The 16566-nt window shown below is 62.1% G+C and carries 13 protein-coding genes; 5 read left to right on the top strand and 8 right to left on the bottom strand.

Annotated features, from left to right (window positions below; all coding sequences use genetic code 11):
- The first annotated feature begins 34 nt into the window (after positions 1-34).
- Complete coding sequence (locus tag AC1AV0_RS02455; RefSeq protein ID WP_476570814.1) at positions 35-1723, top strand: Y-family DNA polymerase; 1689 nt, start codon at positions 35-37, stop codon at positions 1721-1723.
- Positions 1720-1938, top strand: a complete 219-nt coding sequence (locus AC1AV0_RS02450) for a hypothetical protein (protein ID WP_476570813.1) — start codon at positions 1720-1722, stop codon at positions 1936-1938. Before AC1AV0_RS02455 ends, AC1AV0_RS02450 begins: the two co-directional genes overlap by 4 nt.
- Before the next feature lie 270 nt (positions 1939-2208).
- Here the strand turns inward: AC1AV0_RS02450 and AC1AV0_RS02445 are convergent, their stop codons facing one another.
- Both AC1AV0_RS02445 and purC read right to left on the bottom strand, forming a co-directional pair.
- Positions 2209-5946, bottom strand: coding sequence for a phosphoribosylformylglycinamidine synthase (locus AC1AV0_RS02445; RefSeq protein WP_476570812.1), 3738 nt, complete (start codon positions 5944-5946; stop codon positions 2209-2211).
- 97 nt (positions 5947-6043) lie between these two features.
- Positions 6044-6796, bottom strand: coding sequence for a phosphoribosylaminoimidazolesuccinocarboxamide synthase (gene purC, locus AC1AV0_RS02440; RefSeq protein ID WP_476570811.1), 753 nt, complete (start codon positions 6794-6796; stop codon positions 6044-6046).
- Between the two features lie 241 nt (positions 6797-7037).
- On the opposite strand from purC, the gene zwf reads away from it, so the two are divergent.
- The 3 genes from zwf (at position 7038) to pgl (ending at position 10583) form a co-directional block, all read left to right on the top strand.
- Entirely contained in the window at positions 7038-8600 is a 1563-nt protein-coding gene (zwf, locus tag AC1AV0_RS02435; protein ID WP_476570810.1) for a glucose-6-phosphate dehydrogenase, read from the top strand.
- Positions 8597-9667 (top strand): glucose-6-phosphate dehydrogenase assembly protein OpcA, encoded by a 1071-nt coding sequence (locus tag AC1AV0_RS02430; protein ID WP_476570809.1) that lies wholly within the window; start codon positions 8597-8599, stop codon positions 9665-9667. Before zwf ends, AC1AV0_RS02430 begins: the two co-directional genes overlap by 4 nt.
- Positions 9668-9788: 121 nt before the next feature.
- Positions 9789-10583, top strand: coding sequence for a 6-phosphogluconolactonase (pgl, locus tag AC1AV0_RS02425; protein WP_476570808.1), 795 nt, complete (start codon positions 9789-9791; stop codon positions 10581-10583).
- Positions 10584-10839: 256 nt separating this feature from the next.
- Here pgl and AC1AV0_RS02420 read toward each other — a convergent pair whose 3' ends face one another.
- The 6 genes from AC1AV0_RS02420 to AC1AV0_RS02395 all read right to left on the bottom strand — a co-directional run bounded on the left by AC1AV0_RS02420 (position 10840) and on the right by AC1AV0_RS02395 (position 16474).
- Positions 10840-11382 (bottom strand): hypothetical protein, encoded by a 543-nt coding sequence (locus tag AC1AV0_RS02420; RefSeq protein WP_476570807.1) that lies wholly within the window; start codon positions 11380-11382, stop codon positions 10840-10842.
- A gap of 44 nt (positions 11383-11426) precedes the next feature.
- Entirely contained in the window at positions 11427-12611 is a 1185-nt protein-coding gene (locus AC1AV0_RS02415) for an ABC transporter permease (RefSeq protein WP_476570806.1), read from the bottom strand.
- Positions 12605-13291: an ABC transporter ATP-binding protein gene (locus AC1AV0_RS02410; protein WP_476570805.1), complete on the bottom strand. Its 687-nt coding sequence runs from the start codon at positions 13289-13291 to the stop codon at positions 12605-12607. The genes AC1AV0_RS02415 and AC1AV0_RS02410 overlap by 7 nt, the downstream gene beginning before the upstream one ends.
- 9 nt (positions 13292-13300) lie before the next feature.
- Positions 13301-14392 (bottom strand): hypothetical protein, encoded by a 1092-nt coding sequence (locus AC1AV0_RS02405; RefSeq protein WP_476570804.1) that lies wholly within the window; start codon positions 14390-14392, stop codon positions 13301-13303.
- Positions 14393-14616: 224 nt separating this feature from the next.
- Entirely contained in the window at positions 14617-15513 is an 897-nt protein-coding gene (locus tag AC1AV0_RS02400) for a sensor histidine kinase (protein ID WP_476570803.1), read from the bottom strand.
- A 301-nt stretch (positions 15514-15814) separates the two neighbouring features.
- Complete coding sequence (locus AC1AV0_RS02395) at positions 15815-16474, bottom strand: response regulator (protein ID WP_476570802.1); 660 nt, start codon at positions 16472-16474, stop codon at positions 15815-15817.
- Between the last annotated feature and the right edge of the window lie 92 nt (positions 16475-16566).

The raw sequence follows: 16566 nt of genomic DNA, 5'->3' as shown, positions 1-16566 counted from the left end.
CCGAATACGGAGGAGCGGGGCTGAAAGGAGGTGGATGATGCGCGGCGTGGGCGATGGCGGTGGCACTGTCGGCGGCGGTACTGCGGGCGGCGGAGCATTCGGTGAGGGCGCGTTCGCCGGTGGCGCGTTCGCCGGTGGAGCGTTCGCCGGGCGTGCGCATGCCTATCTCGCCATCGACCTTAAGTCTTTCTATGCCTCGGTGGAATGTCAGGAGCTTGGGCGTGACCCGCTGACCACGCATCTGGTGGTGGCCGATCGCGAACGCACGTCGAAAACCATTTGTTTGGCAGTCTCTCCGTCACTGAAGATGTATGGACTGCCGGGGCGTGCGCGGCTGTTCGAAGTCGAACAGAGAATCAACGAAATCAACGCGGAGCGCCGGTTGCGCGCGCCGGGGCGTCGCTTCGTGGGTTCATCCACCGATGCCGACGAATTGGCCTCGCATCCCGAACTCGCGGTGGATTTCATCGCCGCCAAGCCGCGTATGTCGCATTATCTCGACCATAGCGCGCGTATCTACGGCGTGTATCTGAAATACGCGGCGCCCGAGCATATCCACGTGTACTCCATCGACGAGGTGTTCATCGATGCGACGCCGTATCTGCGCGCTCTGAAGATGACCCCGCATGAGCTGGCTACCACAATCGTGCGCGATATCGCCGAAACCACCGGCATCACCGCCACCGCGGGCATCGGCACGAATCTGTATTTGGCCAAGGTCGCAATGGATATCGTGGCCAAGCATGTGCCGGCCGACGAGCAGGGCGTGCGCGTGGCCGAGCTTGACGAGATGTCGTATCGGCGGCTGCTGTGGGAGCACCGTCCGATCACCGATTTCTGGCGGGTTGGCCGGGGATACGCGAAAAAGCTTGCCGCGCACGGACTCGACACCATGGGCGATATCGCACGATGCTCGCTCGGCCGCGCCTCCGACTATCACAATGAGGACCTGCTATATCGGCTGTTCGGTGTGAATGCGGAGTTGCTCATCGACCACGCTTGGGGTTGGGAGCCGTGCACGATGACCGACATCAAGTCGTATCGGCCAGAAGGGCATTCCATCAGCTCGGGCCAAGTGCTGCAGGGGCCTGCGGATTTTGACACCGCGCGGCTGATCGTGCGCGAGATGGCCGACGCGATGTCGCTGGACTTGGTGGAGAAGGGACTGGTGGCCCGGCATTTGGGGTTGACTGTGGGGTACGACATCAGCAGTCTCGACCCGTCCAAAGCCGAATGTGGGCCGGTCAAACCGAAAGTGCCGGCCAGCGAATACCGTGGGCCCGTCGCCGTGGATTATTACGGGCGACGCGTGCCCAAACCGGCGAACAGTTCGTGTGATCTGGGCGGGCATACCGCCTCGTCCGCGCGTATTCGCGAGGCGATGATGGCGCTGTATGACCGCATCGTCGACCCTTCCTTGTTGGTGCGGCGCATCACCGTGGTCGCCGCCGGACTGGCGGCTCGGGACGAAGCGAAAGCCGCCGCGGCAGCCTCCTACGAGCAGCCGGATCTCTTCGGTGCGAGTGATGATACGGTCGCGAATTCAGCCGACGCGCGTGCGGTGGAGAGCAAGGTGCCCACTGAGGCCGAGTCGGAGGTGCAGCGCGCCATCGTTGATATCAAACATAAATTCGGGCGCAGCGCCATTATCAAAGGTATGAACCTCGAACCCGGTGCGACCGGGCTACAACGCAACCGCCAGATCGGAGGTCATGCCGCATGAGCTTGAAGGAAACCCACCGCTACGACGACATCATCGACCTGCCGCACCACGTCTCGCCGCGTCGCCCGCAGATGCCGCGGCAGAACCGCGCCGCCCAATTCATGCCCTTCGCCGCGCTTTCCGGCTACGAGAACGTCATCGCCGAAGCCGACCGCCGCAACGCCGAAGCCGTCGCCCAAGCCAACGCCCCCACACCCCTTATCGACGGAGCCTGACGGCTTTCGATGCGTCGATCATGAAGGCCGTGCGCGAAGTTTTCTATCTATATTTCGAAAACAGCGTAGTGGAGTCGAAACATCTCGGACTTGAGATGCCTCGACTACGCTCGGCATGACGACGGGTGGGGCACTCGGTACGACAGGAAGGACACTTGACATACCGACAGGTGTGGCACTCGGCATGACGAATGAACAACGACGTGATATGAAAATGTCCGGCATCGTAGGTGATGCCGGACACGTGACATAGGCGGTTGACGCGACGCGTCAGGCGGTGAAGTATTCCACGCCGGCTTCGAACAGCGGCTGGTACTTGTTGCCGGGCACGTTCACGTACAGGCCGTTGCCGGAACGCTCCGAATGGCCCATCTTGCCAAACACGCGGCCGTCGGGGCTGGTGATGCCTTCGATGGCGAGCAGCGAGCCGTTCGGGTTCACGTCGAGATCCATGCCGGGCATGCCCGCCTCGTCCACGTACTGCGTGGCGATTTGGCCGTTGGCCTTCAGGTTCGCCAGCACATCGTCGGAGGCCACGAAACGGCCTTCGCCGTGGGAGATCGCCACCGTGTGCACATCGCCCACGGAGGTCTTCGCCAGCCACGGCGAGAGGTTCGACGCCACGCGGGTGCGCACCAGACGGGACTGGTGGCGGCCGATGGTGTTGAACGTCAGCGTCGGGCATTCGGCGGTCATCGGCACGATGTCGCCATACGGCACGAGACCCAGCTTGATCAGCGCCTGGAAGCCGTTGCAGATGCCGAGCATCAGACCGTCGCGGTTCTGCAGAAGGTCACGCACGGCCTCGGTCACCTCGGGGGCGCGGAAGAACGCGGTGATGAACTTCGCGGAACCGTCCGGCTCGTCGCCGCCGGAGAAGCCGCCGGGAATCATCACAATCTGGCTGGAGCGGATCGCCTCGGCCAGCGCATGCGTGGACTCGACGACATCGGCAGGGGAGAGGTTGTTGATCACCAGCGTGCTCGCCTCGGCACCCGCGCGTTCGAACGCGGCCGCCGTGTCGTACTCGCAGTTGTTGCCGGGGAACACGGGGATGATCACGCGCGGCTTGGCCACGCCCGCACCCGTGTACACGGTCTTCTTCTCCACCTCGAACGAGACGGTCTCCACCACGGCGTCCTTATCCTCGCCATGCGAACGGTAGGGGAACACGGATTCGATGCCGGACTCCCACGCCTCCTGCACCTGGGCCAAGTCCAGCGCCTCACCGGCGGCCACGAACTCGTAGGCCTTGGTCGTCACGCCGACCTCGCCGATCTCGACGAGATTCGAGGCGGCCGGCACCTTCGCGCCGTCGGCCAGCTCCACGAAGAACGAGCCGTACGCCGGGGCGAACAGATCATCCACGGTCACGGCAGGAACAAGCGTGACGCCGATCTGGTTGCCGAGCGTCATCTTGAACAGCGCTTCGGCCGCGGCACCGTATCCGCAGGTGGACACGGCCAGCGCGTCGCCGAAATCGGTGAGCTCCTCGACCACGGAGAACGCCTCGAGCAGACCATCCTTATCCGGAGTGAGCCCATCGGCCTGGTAACGCGGCGCGATACGCACCACGCGGTGGCCGGCCCCCTTGAGCTCGGGGGAGGTGGCGCGCTTCATATTGCCCACGGCCACGGCGAAGGAGACCAGCGTCGGCGGCACGTCGAGATCCTCGAACGAGCCGGACATGGAATCCTTGCCGCCGATCGCGCCCGCGCCAAGGTCGACCTGCGCCATCAGCGCGCCGAGCACGGCGGCCATCGGCTTGCCCCAACGGGTCGGCTCGTCGCGCAGCTTCTCGAAATACTCCTGGAAGCTCAGGTACGCTTTCTCATGCTCGAAACCGGCCGCGACCAGCTTGGAGAGCGATTCGACCACCGACAGATACGCGCCGGTGAACTGGTTCTTCGCCATGATGTACGGGTTGAAGCCCCACGCCATCGCCGAAGCGGTGGTGGTCTCGCCGAACACCGGGAGCTTGGCCACCATGGCCATATTCGGGGTGAGCTGCTTCTTGCCGCCGAAGGGCATAAGCACGGTGCCCGCGCCGATGGTGGAATCGAAACGCTCGGACAGGCCCTTGTTGGAGGCCACGTTGATGTCGGTGACCATGGCGTTCATACGCTCGGCCAGCGAGCCGTCGGTCCACGGCGTCTCATACGTGCCCTGCGCCTCGACGTGCGCGGCCTGCGTCTTTGGCGCGCCGTTGGAGGCGAGGAACTCGCGGGTGAGGTTCACGATCTCGTCGCCGTCCCACGTCATCACCATGCGCGGGTCCTCGGTGACGGTGCCCACCACTACGGCCTCGAGATTCTCCTCGCGGGCGTAGGCGAGGAACTCGTCCACATCCTCGGCGGCCACATCCACGGCCATGCGCTCCTGCGATTCGGAGATCGCCAGCTCGGTGCCGTCCAGGCCCTCGTACTTCTTGGGCACGGTGTTCAGATCGACGGTCAGGCCGTCGGCGATCTCGCCGCACGCCACGGACACGCCGCCCGCGCCGAAGTCGTTGCAGCGCTTGATCAGACGGCAGGCGTCGCCGCGGCGGAACAGACGCTGCAGCTTGCGCTCCACGGGCGCGTTGCCCTTCTGCACCTCCGCGCCGTCGAGTTCCAGCGACTCCACGTTATGCGCCTTGGACGAGCCGGTGGCGCCGCCGATGCCGTCGCGGCCGGTACGTCCGCCCAGCAGGATGAGCTTGTCGCCGGGCGCCGGGGTTTCGCGGCGCACATGGTCGGCCGGGGTGGCGGCCACAACCGCGCCCACCTCCATACGCTTGGCCACATAGCCCGGATGGTAGATCTCGTCGACCTGGCCGGTCGCCAGACCGATCTGGTTGCCGTAGGAGCTGTAGCCCGCGGCTGCGGTGGTGACGAGCTTGCGCTGGGGGAGCTTGCCCTTGAGGGTTTCGCTCACCGGCACGGTCGGGTCGCCGGCACCGGTCACGCGCATCGCCTGATACACGTAGGAGCGGCCCGACAGGGGATCACGGATGCAGCCGCCGATGCAGGTGGCCGCGCCGCCGAAGGGTTCGATTTCGGTGGGATGGTTGTGGGTTTCGTTCTTGAAGAGGAACAGCCAGTCCTCATCCTCGCCGTTGACGTCCACCCTCACCTTGACGGTGCAGGCGTTGATCTCCTCGGATTCGTCGAGATTGGTCAGAATGCCGTGCTTCTTCAGCCACTTGGCGCCGATGGTGCCCATATCCATCAGGCACACGGGCTTGCCGTCGCGGCCCAGCTCGTGGCGCATGGCCAGATACTTCTCGAACGCGGCCTTGACGGCGGGCTCGTCGATTTCGATGTCGGTCAGTTCGGTGCCGAAGGTGGTGTGGCGGCAGTGGTCGGACCAGTAGGTGTCGATCACCTTGATTTCGGTGATTGTGGGGTCGCGCTGCTGCTCGGTGAAGTAGCGCTGGCAGAACTTGAGGTCGGCCAGATCCATGGCCAGGCCGCGCGAGGCGATGAACTCGGCAGCGGCGGCCTCGTCCATTTCGCGGAAGCCCGCGATGATCTCCACCTTGGCGGGCGTGGGCACGGCGGTGCGCAGCGTCTCCTTGGCCTCCAGTCCGGCTTCGCGCGCTTCGACCGGGTTGATCACATAGCGCTTGATGGCGGCCACGTCCTCGTCGGTCAGGTTCATGCCGGCCAGCGCATACACTTTGGCGGAACGCACGGTGGGGCGCTCGCCCTGCGAGATAAGCTGGATGCATTCGGAGGCGGAGTCGGCGCGCTGGTCGAACTGGCCAGGCAGGAACTCCGTGGCGAACACCTTGTCGCCTCCGAAGTCTGGCATGTCGGTCGAGGCGTTGTCCACCGGCGGCTCGCTGAACACGACCGGCACGGTCTGCTCGAACAGTTCGGCGGAGATGCCCTCCACGTCGTAACGGTTGACGATGCGCACGCCCTCAAGCGCCTCGATGCCGAGAATCGTCTTCAATTCGGTGCCAAGCTGCTGCGCTTCGACGTCAAAGCCCGGCTTCTTCTCCACATATACGCGATAAACCACTGATACTCCTGTACTTGCCAATAAGTGGTGCTGGTTCGGATTCCCGGTAAGGGAGGAAAAGCCCGCATCCGATCTTCGGGTGCGGGCTGGGTACGGATTAGTCGTTGACTGCGATGCCTTCGGATTCGGCCAGGGACTTGAGTCGGCCGTAGATCTCCTCATAGGCGGGGATGATGTTGCCCAGGTCGCGGCGGAACAGATCCTTGTCGAGATGCTCGATCTTGCCGGACTTATCCTTGGTGTCCCACAGGCGGCAGGTGTCGGGGGTGATCTCGTCGGCGAGCAGAATCGCGCCGTCGGAGGTCTTGCCCTCCTCGATCTTGAAGTCCACGAGCTTGACGTCGATCTTCGAGAAGATGTCGAGCAGGGCGGCGTTCACGGCGCGCGCCTGCTTGGAGATCTCGGCCATCTCCTCCTCGGAGGCCAGTCCCAGCGCCACCACGCCGTCTTCGGTGATGAACGGGTCGCCCAGCGCGTCGGACTTCACGCAGAACTCGAGGATCGGCTTCTTAAGCGGGGTGCCCTCCTCCACGCCGTAACGCTTGGCGAAGGAGCCGGCGGCCGTGTTGCGCATGATGATCTCAAGCGGGAACATGTCCATCTTCCTCACCAGCTGCTCGGTGTCGGAGAGCTTCTTGACAAAGTGGGAGTCCACGCCGCGGGCCTTGAGCAGGTCGAAGATCACGGAGGTGATGTGGTTGTTCAGGCTGCCCTTGCCCTCGATCTGGGCCTTCTTCTCGCCGTTGCCGGCGGTGGCCTGGTTCATGTAGTCGACCCACAGAACATCCGGGTCGTCCGTCGCGTACAGTTTCTTGGCCTTGCCCTCGTAGAGCTTCTCCAACTTCTCCATGATTCGCCTTCCTGATGCGCCAAATAGGAGTGGAAATACGGTGAACTAACGGAGAATAGGTTACCAAGCGCCGGCTACATTGCGGCAGAAGATGCGAGTGCAATAAATCCGATATTGCGGGATGCGCGTTTTGTTTGGTGGTGAGGCTTGCGATGACCCGCAAGGTTGAATTGAACGAAATGGGTGGCAACATCGTGAAACGAATAGGCTGTGGGATGAACGCGGCGGCTAGACTAGGACCATGACTCAACCCACTAGCAATACGGCAACGATGGCCGAAGAGTGGTCCAACCCGTTGCGCGATCCGCGCGATCTGCGTTTGCCGCGCATCGCGGGCCCCTGCGGCATCGTGATCTTCGGCGTGACCGGCGATCTGTCACGCAAGAAGCTGCTGCCAGCCATCTACGACCTGGCCAACCGAGGCCTTCTGCCGCCGAGTTTCGGCCTGACCGGCTTCGCCCGACGCGACTGGAGCGAAGATGAGTTCCGCGCGTTCGTGCGTGAGAACGTCGAAACGCACTGCCGCACGCCGTTCCGCGAAAGCACATGGAAGCAACTGGCCGCGGGCATCCGCTTCGTGCAGGGCACCTTCGACGATCCGGAGGCGTTCGCACGCCTGTCCGACACGGTCTCCCAGCTCGACCGCGAACGCGGCACGCGCGGCAACCACGCCTTCTACATGTCGGTGCCGCCGCGCGCCTTCCCCATCGTCTCCCGCCAGCTGGCTGATTGCGGTCTGGCGAAGTCCGAAGACGACGCGTGGCGTCGCGTGATCATCGAGAAGCCTTTCGGCCATGACCTCGACAGCGCGCGCGAGCTTGACCGCGTCGTCTCCGAGGTGTTCGACCCCTCCAGCGTGTTCCGCATCGACCACTATCTGGGCAAGGAGACCGTGCAGAACCTGCTGGCTCTGCGCTTCGCCAACGCGATGTACGAGCCGATCTGGAACGCCAACTATGTGGACCATGTGCAGATCACCATGGCCGAGGACATCGGCGTGGCCGGTCGCGCGGGCTATTACGACGGCATCGGCGCGGCCCGCGACGTGATCCAGAACCATCTGCTGCAGCTGCTTGCGCTCACCGCCATGGAGGAGCCGGTGAGTTTCGCGGCCTCCGACCTGACCGCGGAGAAAACCAAGGTGCTGTCCGCCGTCAAACTGCCCAAGGACCTCGCCGCCCACACGGCCCGCGGCCAATACGCCGCCGGCTGGCAGGGCTCGCATGAGGTGGTGGGCTATCTCGACGAGAAGGGCATCGACCCGAACTCCACCACCGAAACCTATGCGGCGATCCGTCTCGACGTCGACACCCGACGCTGGGCCGGCGTGCCGTTCTACCTGCGCTGCGGCAAACGCTTGGGCAAGCGCGTGACCGAAATCGCGGTGGTGTTCAAACGCGCCCCGCATCTGCCGTTCGAATCGACCGCCACACGCGAGCTGGGCAAGAACGCGATCGTGATCCGCGTGCAGCCCGACGAGGGCGTGACCATCCGCTTCGGCGCGAAGGTTCCCGGCGGCACCTCGATGGAGGTGCGCGACGTGTCGATGGACTTCAGCTACGGCCGTTCCTTCACCGAAAGCTCGCCCGAAGCCTACGAGAGGCTGATTCTCGACGTGCTGCTCGGCGATCCGCCGCTGTTCCCGACCACCCGCGAGGTGGAACTGTCTTGGGAGATCCTCGACCCGATCGAGGAGTTCTGGTCCACGCTCGGCCAGCCGCAGCCCTACCGTTCCGGAACGTGGGGACCGGCTGAAGCCGATGAGATGCTCGCCCGCGACGGACGCCAGTGGAGGATGCCATGATCATCGAACTCAACAACACACGAACCCGCGAGATCGCTGCGAAAATCGACGAACTGCACGAGGAGCGCGGCGAAGCCGCCTTGGGTCGCGTGCTCACCCTGCTTATCGCCACCAACGAGGGCGAACTGGAGCACGCGCTTGAGCTCGCGAACAACGCCAGCCGCGAACATCCCTGCCGTGTGATCGCCGTGGTGCCGCATGCCGGCAAAGCCCGCGCGGCGGCGAAATCCGAATCCACGACCAGCGCCGACGGGCAGACCTCACAGGCCGCACAGGGCGCGCAGACGGGCAAAGCCCAAGTTTTCGTCGACACGCAGGGCGGTATGGCTGCCGACGCGGCCAGCGAATCCGGGCGGTCGAATCTGGACGCGGAGATTCGTTTCGGCGCGGATGCCGGTGCCGGCGAGATCATCGTGCTGCGCCCGCGCGGCGGACTCATCCACCATCCGGACACATTGGTGATTCCGCTGCTGGTTCCCGACGCGCCCGTGGTCGCCTGGTGGCCGACCGAGGCGCCGGCCAATCCGAAAGCCGACCTGCTCGGCGCGATGGCCCGCCGCCGCATCACCGACGCCAAACGTTCCAGCAATCCGGCCCGCACCATCGAGGATCTGCGCCGCAACTGGTCGAGCCAGAACATCGACATGTCGTGGACCCGGCTGACCGTATGGCGCGCGATGATCGCCACCATGCTGGACCAGCCGCCGCATCTGCCGATCATCTCCGCGAAGGTGAGCGGGCCGAAGGACTTCATTTCGATGACCATGCTTGCCGCATGGCTGCGGCTGAAGCTCGGCGTGTCCGTCACCATCGAGGATGTGCCCGGCTCAGACGCGGTCACCGGCGTGTATCTGACCCGCGCGGACGGCGTGCTCAGCTTGGAACGCCCCTCCGTCGAGGAGGGCGTGGCCACGATCAGCACCCCCGGTCAGGCGCCGCAGACCATCTCCGTGCCGGCCCGCACCTTGGAGGAATGCCTGAGCGAGGAGCTGCGCCGTCTCGACCCCGACGAGGTCTACGCCGAAGTGCTCACCCGCGGCTGGGACCTCATCCACCCGCAGCGATAAACGGCCATGCCGACGTGCATCGGGCATGTGCGTCGGCAACATCGTGTTTACGGGTAAGAGGCGCGGCTGTGTGCTCCGTGCCATTGCGAACCAACGGTACAACCGCCGAAAGGAAACAGATATGAGCGTTCGACAGACCATCGTCTATCCGGATCCGGAAACGCTGGCGCAGGCCGTGGCCGCGCGCACGCTGCTCACCATCACCGACCTGCTGGCCGAACCGGGCCGCACGCGCGTCGACCTCGGCGTGACCGGCGGCACGGACGGCATCTACGTGCTCAAAGTGATGGGGGAGAGCCCGCTCGCCGCGGCCGTCGACTGGTCCCGCGTGCATATCTGGTGGGGCGACGAGCGTTTCGTGGCCGCCGACAGCGACGACCGCAACGCCAAGCAGGCGCGAGAGGCGCTGTTCGACGCGCTGGTGGAATCGGGTCGCCTGCCTGAATCAAATATCCATGAGATGCCGGCGGACGTGCGTTCGGCGGATGAAATCGCCGCCGCCGACGAGGAGCGGACCGACGCCGTGCTGGCCCAGGCCGCGGCCGCCTACCAGCGAGAACTGGTTGAGGAATTGGGGGAGAATCCGCAACTGGACATCCTCATGTTCGGCGTCGGGCCGGATGCGCATTTCGCCTCGCTGTTCCCCGGCAAGCAGGAGGTGCTGATCGACGATCCGCACACGCTGGTCGCCGGCGTGCGCGATTCGCCCAAGCCGCCGCCGCTGCGCGTCACGCTCACCGTGCCGATGATCGCCAAGGCGCACCGCACTTGGGTGTTCACCTCCGAAACCCGCAAGGCCGAAGCCGTGGCCAAAGCGTTCGCCGCGCCGCGCAATCCGGACGCGCCCAGTTCCTACGCCGACGCCGCCGACGAACTGCTCTGGCTGATCGACACCGCCGCCGCCAGTCAACTGTAGAAATTCCTGCGCTCGTCATTCTGAGCGGAGCGTACCTGTTTTCCGTCATTCTGAGTGGAGCGTAGCGGAGTCGAAGAATCTCATACCGGCAAAGGCAAGAGATCCTTCGACTCCGGCCTAACGGCCTCCGCTCAGGATGACAGGGAAAAGGTCGCCTGCTGCGCTCAGGATGACGGCGGTACTGGTTATTCGTCATGCTGAGCGGAGCGCAGCGTAGTCGAAGCATCTCCGCAGGACGACAGGAAAGACGGAACCGCTACTGCGCGGAGCAGTTCAGATCCACATCCTGCTGCATGCCGGAGGGGTCCGCCATGGCCGCTTTATCAAGCCTGCTCTGCAGCATGTCGCGGGTCGGCTCGTCGACCCGGTCCGACTGCATGAACGGCATGTCTTTGGCCTTGTTCAACTGCTGCAAAGCAGAGCTCGCCTCCTGCTCGTTGGTGGCGTAGCTGTTCAGCCAATCCTTCTCCCACGCGCACATCCATATGAACGAGGCCGAGGATTCTCCGGAACCCTGTTCGAATTGGGTCGCGCCGGAAGTGTCCATTGTGGCCGGCGGAGTGTATCCGTCGGGGAATTCGAGGCTTTCCAGCGTCGAAGCGTATTCCTTCTGTATGCCGTCCGCATCGAGGAACTTCGATGTCGAGCCATCTGCCGAGCCGTCCTCGGTGGTCTGCTGGTCCGCTGTCGAGGCGCTGCTGTTCGTCTGCCCGCCGATCGTGCATCCGGCGAGGCCAAGGGCCATGCAGAGAGCGATTGCTGTGGCCGCGATACCGTGCGTGTGTGATATGCGCATCATATTCTCCTTAGGTTGGATTGGTTATTGCGACAGATGGTGACTTGCTAGCGCAACGCCATCGCGGGTTCGAGCCGTGCGGCCTTGACCGCGGGAACGGCGCTGCCAAGCAGCGCGGTGACTACGGCGCCGGCAAGGGCATAGCCTGCGGCGTCATACGGATATGAGGGATGCGGTATGGGACTGTCCGCCGGCAATATCGAAGGAATGAACGCAACGAACGCCACGGACAACGAGATCGCCACCGCCGCGACGATAAGGGACAGAATGACGCTTGAACCGGAAACCAGCAGCATCACATGCGTTCTGGACGCTCCCAAAGCCCGGCGGATCAGCAGTTCGTGGCTGCGTTGCTTGATATCGGACAAGCCGATGTTCAGCAGTCCCAGCGCCGCCATGGCCAACAACAGCGCGGCGCACGCCGCGAACGCGGTTTGCAGGTAACTCAACACTTCGGTATACGAATCGCTGTTGTCGATGCGCTGCACTCCGGTCGCGGATCCCGAGAACGAGTCATACGCGATGTCTGACACCAGCGATGAGATGTCGTTGGCCGTGCCTTCTAAGGATTGCGGATGCGCATACACGTCGACGGATTGCGGCTCCCATAATTGGGGTTCGAACATGGCGAACGAGGTGGCGTTGATATAGACGCGGGGCGAGTCGTCGGCGTCGTTGATGACTCCGACCACCGTGGCGGAGGTCACGGTCTGCGTGCCCTGCGAGGTGAGGGAGAGCATGCTGCCGACTCCGCCATACCGGTTCTGCCCGGCCTCGTTGACGACGATCTGCAGTCCTGCGGCGTCGGATTCCGCCGAGAACCATTGCCCTGAGACAAGAGGAAGCAGGTAGACGTCGCGGTACCTCGACGTGGTGAGCACGGTTTCGGACACGGTGCTGGGAATGATGGTTCCTCCGCTGTCTGAGGGGACGATGGTCAGACCTTCCGACAATGTGACCACCGGTGCCATCGCCACGCCATCCGCATCGGCCAATGCCGCGGCGAATGCCTGCATCTGGTCGGCATCCAGTCCTTTCGGAGCTTCGACCGACACCAGGTAGGAGGCCGGTCGTCCCGCTATCTGAGCGTTCGTCGCTTCAAGGAAGGTGCTGCCTATGGTGCCCACCAGCGACGCGCCGACGACCGCGATCACACCGATGAGCATGCTGAAGGCGGTCAGCGCCGTGCGGATAGGGGCCAGACGCAGGTCCCGCAGCATCATGATCAACATGGTGTGATCATCCCCCTGTCCATGCGCAGCTGATGCTGGCAAAGCTTGGCGATATCGGTGTCGTGGGTCACCATGACCAACGTGCGCCCTTCCGTCCGTACCAGCCGCATCAGCAGCTCCATCACGGCGTCCCCCGTATCCTTGTCCAGCGCTCCGGTCGGTTCGTCGCAGATCAGCAGGTCGGGAGCGCATACCATCGCCCGCGCGATGGCCACACGCTGCTGTTCGCCTCCCGACAGCGTGCGGGGCCGATCCGCGGCGCGAGCGTCCAATCCCACCTGTCGCAAGCAATCCAAGGCGCGGTGTCTGCGGCGCGAGGATGATCCTTTGCGCGCGTACTGCATGGGAAGTGCGACGTTCTGCCACACATTGATCTGGGGAATCAGAGAATAGTTCTGAAATACGAATCCGATGCGCGTGGAGCGGACCACGGCGCGTTCACGGTCCGACATGGAGCGCATATTCTTGCCGTCGAACATGAGCTCGCCGGAATAGCGCGCGTTCAGCAGGCCGAGAATCGAAATCAGCGAGGTCTTGCCTGAACCGGATTTGCCTACGATTGCATAGGATTCGCCTCGTTGGATGTCGAGCGACACGTCGTTCACAATGCGCAGCGTGTGTTTGCCCGTCGACGCGACATGCGCGGTGAGATGACGCGCGGAAATCAGCATATCGTTCATGTCGGTTGGCTACTGGGTTTGTTTGACGGTCAGATTCGGTGCGGTGGCGAGCACCGTGTCGCCTTCCGACAAGCCGGAGGTGATGACGATGCGCGCGCCGTCGCTGGCACCCAATTCGACGGATACCTGCTCCTGGCCGTCGTCGGTGACTTTGGTCACGGTGCCTTTTCCGCTGCGTCCCGCCACTGCGGACACAGGCAGCAGAAGCGACGGTTGGGTTGCGGACGCGGTGAGTACCAACGTGCCGCTTTCCCCTTCACGCACATCGATGTCTTTGCCGACCAGACAGGCCATGGTGGTGGATGACGACGGCGCTGCGGAGGCGGAATCACCACTGGCGGCAGCGTCGTTGTCGGAGGCCGAATCACCGTTCGAGGATGCTTCGCCGCCATCGCTGGTTCCGCCGGATGCGCTCGCGTCATCTGGGTCTTTGACATACGCGGAGATGGGGATGATACGCGACGGTTCCGCCGCCGGTGTATAGGCGATGCTGCCGGCCGTCGATTGGTCGCCGCTGCTGTCCGTGGTGCTGCTGTCCGTGGAGTTGCCGTCTGCGGTGCCGCTGCTTGAGTCCGTTGAGGATTCCGCCGCCTGCCGTGAAGGGACGACGGCCGCGCAGGAGGTCGGTCCTTGGCCGTTGGTGATTTGGAATTTGCCGCTGAGATTGTCGGATGAATCCGTCATGCGCAGCAGACGGGTCGCGTCGGTTTGCAGCGCGAACCCGCTGTATGTCAGTGTGACGACGGGATAGTTGCGCGGGACCGTCACGCCGGAGCCCGCGACCGAGACGATGGTTCCCTCGACCGGTGACGTGATGGGAGTCGAATCCACCCAACCCAGCACCTGCTGGGCCTTGACGACGTCGCCGACCTTCGCCGAGGCTTGGAACACACCTTGCGCCGAGGCCGTGAGCGTGAACGCCGTATTCGATGTGACGGTGGCCTGCGCGGAGATTGTGGGTGCCAGCGTGCCGCTGGTCACCGTCACCGTATTCGTCGAATCGGAATTCACCGTTGGGTCCGTGACCTGGTCGGAGTCCGAAGTGGGATTTCCGCAGGCCGCGCATCCCGACAGCAGCAACGCGGACAACGCTGCAGCCACTAATTTGTTGCTATTCTTCATAATTCTACGGTTCTGGGTGGCGATGCGATCGCCAACGGGGATGTCCCTCGATCAGTCGGACCGCTGCGGAATGCGTGCGGTCACACCGATCGTGGACGATGGTCGTCCGTCACACGATAGATGGGTGTGATGCGGCGAATGAAATGCCTGTAGTGAAATCTCTGTAGGGTGAACACGCCACAGCACAGATGCCGGTGAACCCATTACCGCTGCTGTGACGTACGTTCCGATGCCGTCGACTCCGGCGAATGATCATCGATAGGGAAGACGGCATGCAGCGTCCATGTGTTGTCTTCCGCTTGTGTGGTCAACGAGCCGCCGAATGACCGGATGATTTCATGGTGCAGCTCTAGTCCGTGACCACGGGAAAGCGCGTGTGCTGTTGGAGAGATGGTGTTCATCTGGATGAGATCCACCATGCGCGGCCGGCAGCGAAGGATGAAAAGGAATTCTTTATGAACGGTGTCGGCATGCTTGGATACGTTTTTGAAAATCTCGCTGATGAGTTGCGCCATCTCATGGCGAATCTCTTCGGTGAGAATGTTCTCGTCGAACTGATCCACTTCATAGTATCCATGGATGTCAAGCTGCTCTAATTCCGCACGTTGTTGTTGGATCAGCGAATGAATGGTTCCCTGAAATAGTGTTGGCTTGGCGTTGGCATCATGCAACAGTCGGATAACCTCATGCGTGGCATCGAATGATTCATTGGCCTTCGTGGAAATATTTCTCCACATCGGCCCTTCCTGTGCGTCGGCTATGGAGATGATGTAACTGAGATTGTTCGCAACCGTATCATGCAGATTTCGAGCTAAACGTAGGTTGCGCTGGTATATGTGCAGTTGAGCATGCAGCTCGGCTTCCTTTTTGGCGTTCTGCTCTCTAGCCAATGAGATTTCCCGATTAAGCTTGCAAGTGTATCCAACCACGATGGCAATAAGATAAATTGGAACTGTTACTAATGCGGCAGATAATGTTTTTTCGTAATATATTTCTGAAAAGAACAGGATTGCAGCTGTTAACGCAGAAATGATTCCTACGGCAAAAATCGGCATAGTATATGCGAATATACCGAATGTAATGATGATGCCAGCAAACATGTACTGGTTATCGCCAAGATCAGGGAATAGACAAAGTATTGATAACAGCAAGATTATTGCACTGCTGGAAAAACGAGGAAATTTCGAAAGTAATGAGCAAAGCAACATGTATATGCAAAACCAGCACCAATCCTCTGTGCTAATAGGCTGAGTCAATCTTGCGATAATGATGACATACCCGTCGAAAACCATTGCCAATATTGAGAAAAAAAGTATGTAAGGGTGTTTAATGTGAGGGGATGATATGACAGGAATAAGCCTGCTCAATTTTTTTCGAATCGATATCAGAGAAGGTTTATTTTTAATTGCCATAATGATGCTGCCGTTCGAGCCATAGGACGACTAGATGCGTGCGGTTGCGCGCTTCGGTTTTTTCCAATGCGCGTTGCAGATGCGTATTGACCGTGGCGACGGCTTTGCCGAGCGTGTGGGCGATTTCGACGGAGGTCATTCCTTGGGCGCATAATTCCACGATTCTCGATTCCATGGGGGAGAGTGTGTCGATGCCTGTGGGCTGGCTTGCCGCCGCAATGTCAAATGCTTGTTGCGCTGTCGGGAAGGTGATTTCGCCAATGGGTTCGCCTACTCCGCCTTGTCCCACGGATAACACCGCCTCCGCGATCTTTTGAGGGTACTGTTTACTGACCAGCGCCTGGCCTCCGGCTTGTGCGACGGCGCGGGCGTACTGTTCCATCGGAAAAGCGGTTATGGCAACGACGCCGAGATGGGAGTCTCGCTGGCGAATCCGGTGGATAAGTTCAATGCCTGATACGTTTCCCATTGAAATGTCGGTCAACAGAACATTCGGACGTTGCCCATTGTGCAGTTTTTGCAGCGCACTACCGGCATCGGTCGCCGTCCATATGATATCGAGCTGCGGAAACCGTGCGCTGAAGAAAGACATCAGACCGGACAGCACCCATACGTCGTTATCCACAATGGCCAACGTGTTCGCCCGCATGCATTCCCCCTTCACATGTCCGCGGATGATTATAGCCGTGCATCCACAGAGCAAAAAGCGATGTAGTCATTTTTCATGACGGGCGTTCAGGG

This window comes from Bifidobacterium sp. LH_558 (genome assembly GCF_056356295.1).
This window is presented reverse-complemented; position numbering and strand designations above follow the sequence as displayed.

Coding starts and splice junctions, on each gene's coding strand:
- AC1AV0_RS02455 (WP_476570814.1), top strand. CDS start 35: ATGATGCGCGGCGTGGGCGATGGCGGTGGCACTGTCGGCGGCGGTACT.
- AC1AV0_RS02450 (WP_476570813.1), top strand. CDS start 1,720: ATGAGCTTGAAGGAAACCCACCGCTACGACGACATCATCGACCTGCCG.
- purC (WP_476570811.1), bottom strand. CDS start 6,796: ATGGAGAAGTTGGAGAAGCTCTACGAGGGCAAGGCCAAGAAACTGTAC.
- zwf (WP_476570810.1), top strand. CDS start 7,038: ATGACTCAACCCACTAGCAATACGGCAACGATGGCCGAAGAGTGGTCC.
- AC1AV0_RS02430 (WP_476570809.1), top strand. CDS start 8,597: ATGATCATCGAACTCAACAACACACGAACCCGCGAGATCGCTGCGAAA.
- pgl (WP_476570808.1), top strand. CDS start 9,789: ATGAGCGTTCGACAGACCATCGTCTATCCGGATCCGGAAACGCTGGCG.
- AC1AV0_RS02420 (WP_476570807.1), bottom strand. CDS start 11,382: ATGATGCGCATATCACACACGCACGGTATCGCGGCCACAGCAATCGCT.
- AC1AV0_RS02415 (WP_476570806.1), bottom strand. CDS start 12,611: ATGTTGATCATGATGCTGCGGGACCTGCGTCTGGCCCCTATCCGCACG.
- AC1AV0_RS02410 (WP_476570805.1), bottom strand. CDS start 13,291: ATGAACGATATGCTGATTTCCGCGCGTCATCTCACCGCGCATGTCGCG.
- AC1AV0_RS02400 (WP_476570803.1), bottom strand. CDS start 15,513: ATGTTTGCTGGCATCATCATTACATTCGGTATATTCGCATATACTATG.
- AC1AV0_RS02395 (WP_476570802.1), bottom strand. CDS start 16,474: ATGCGGGCGAACACGTTGGCCATTGTGGATAACGACGTATGGGTGCTG.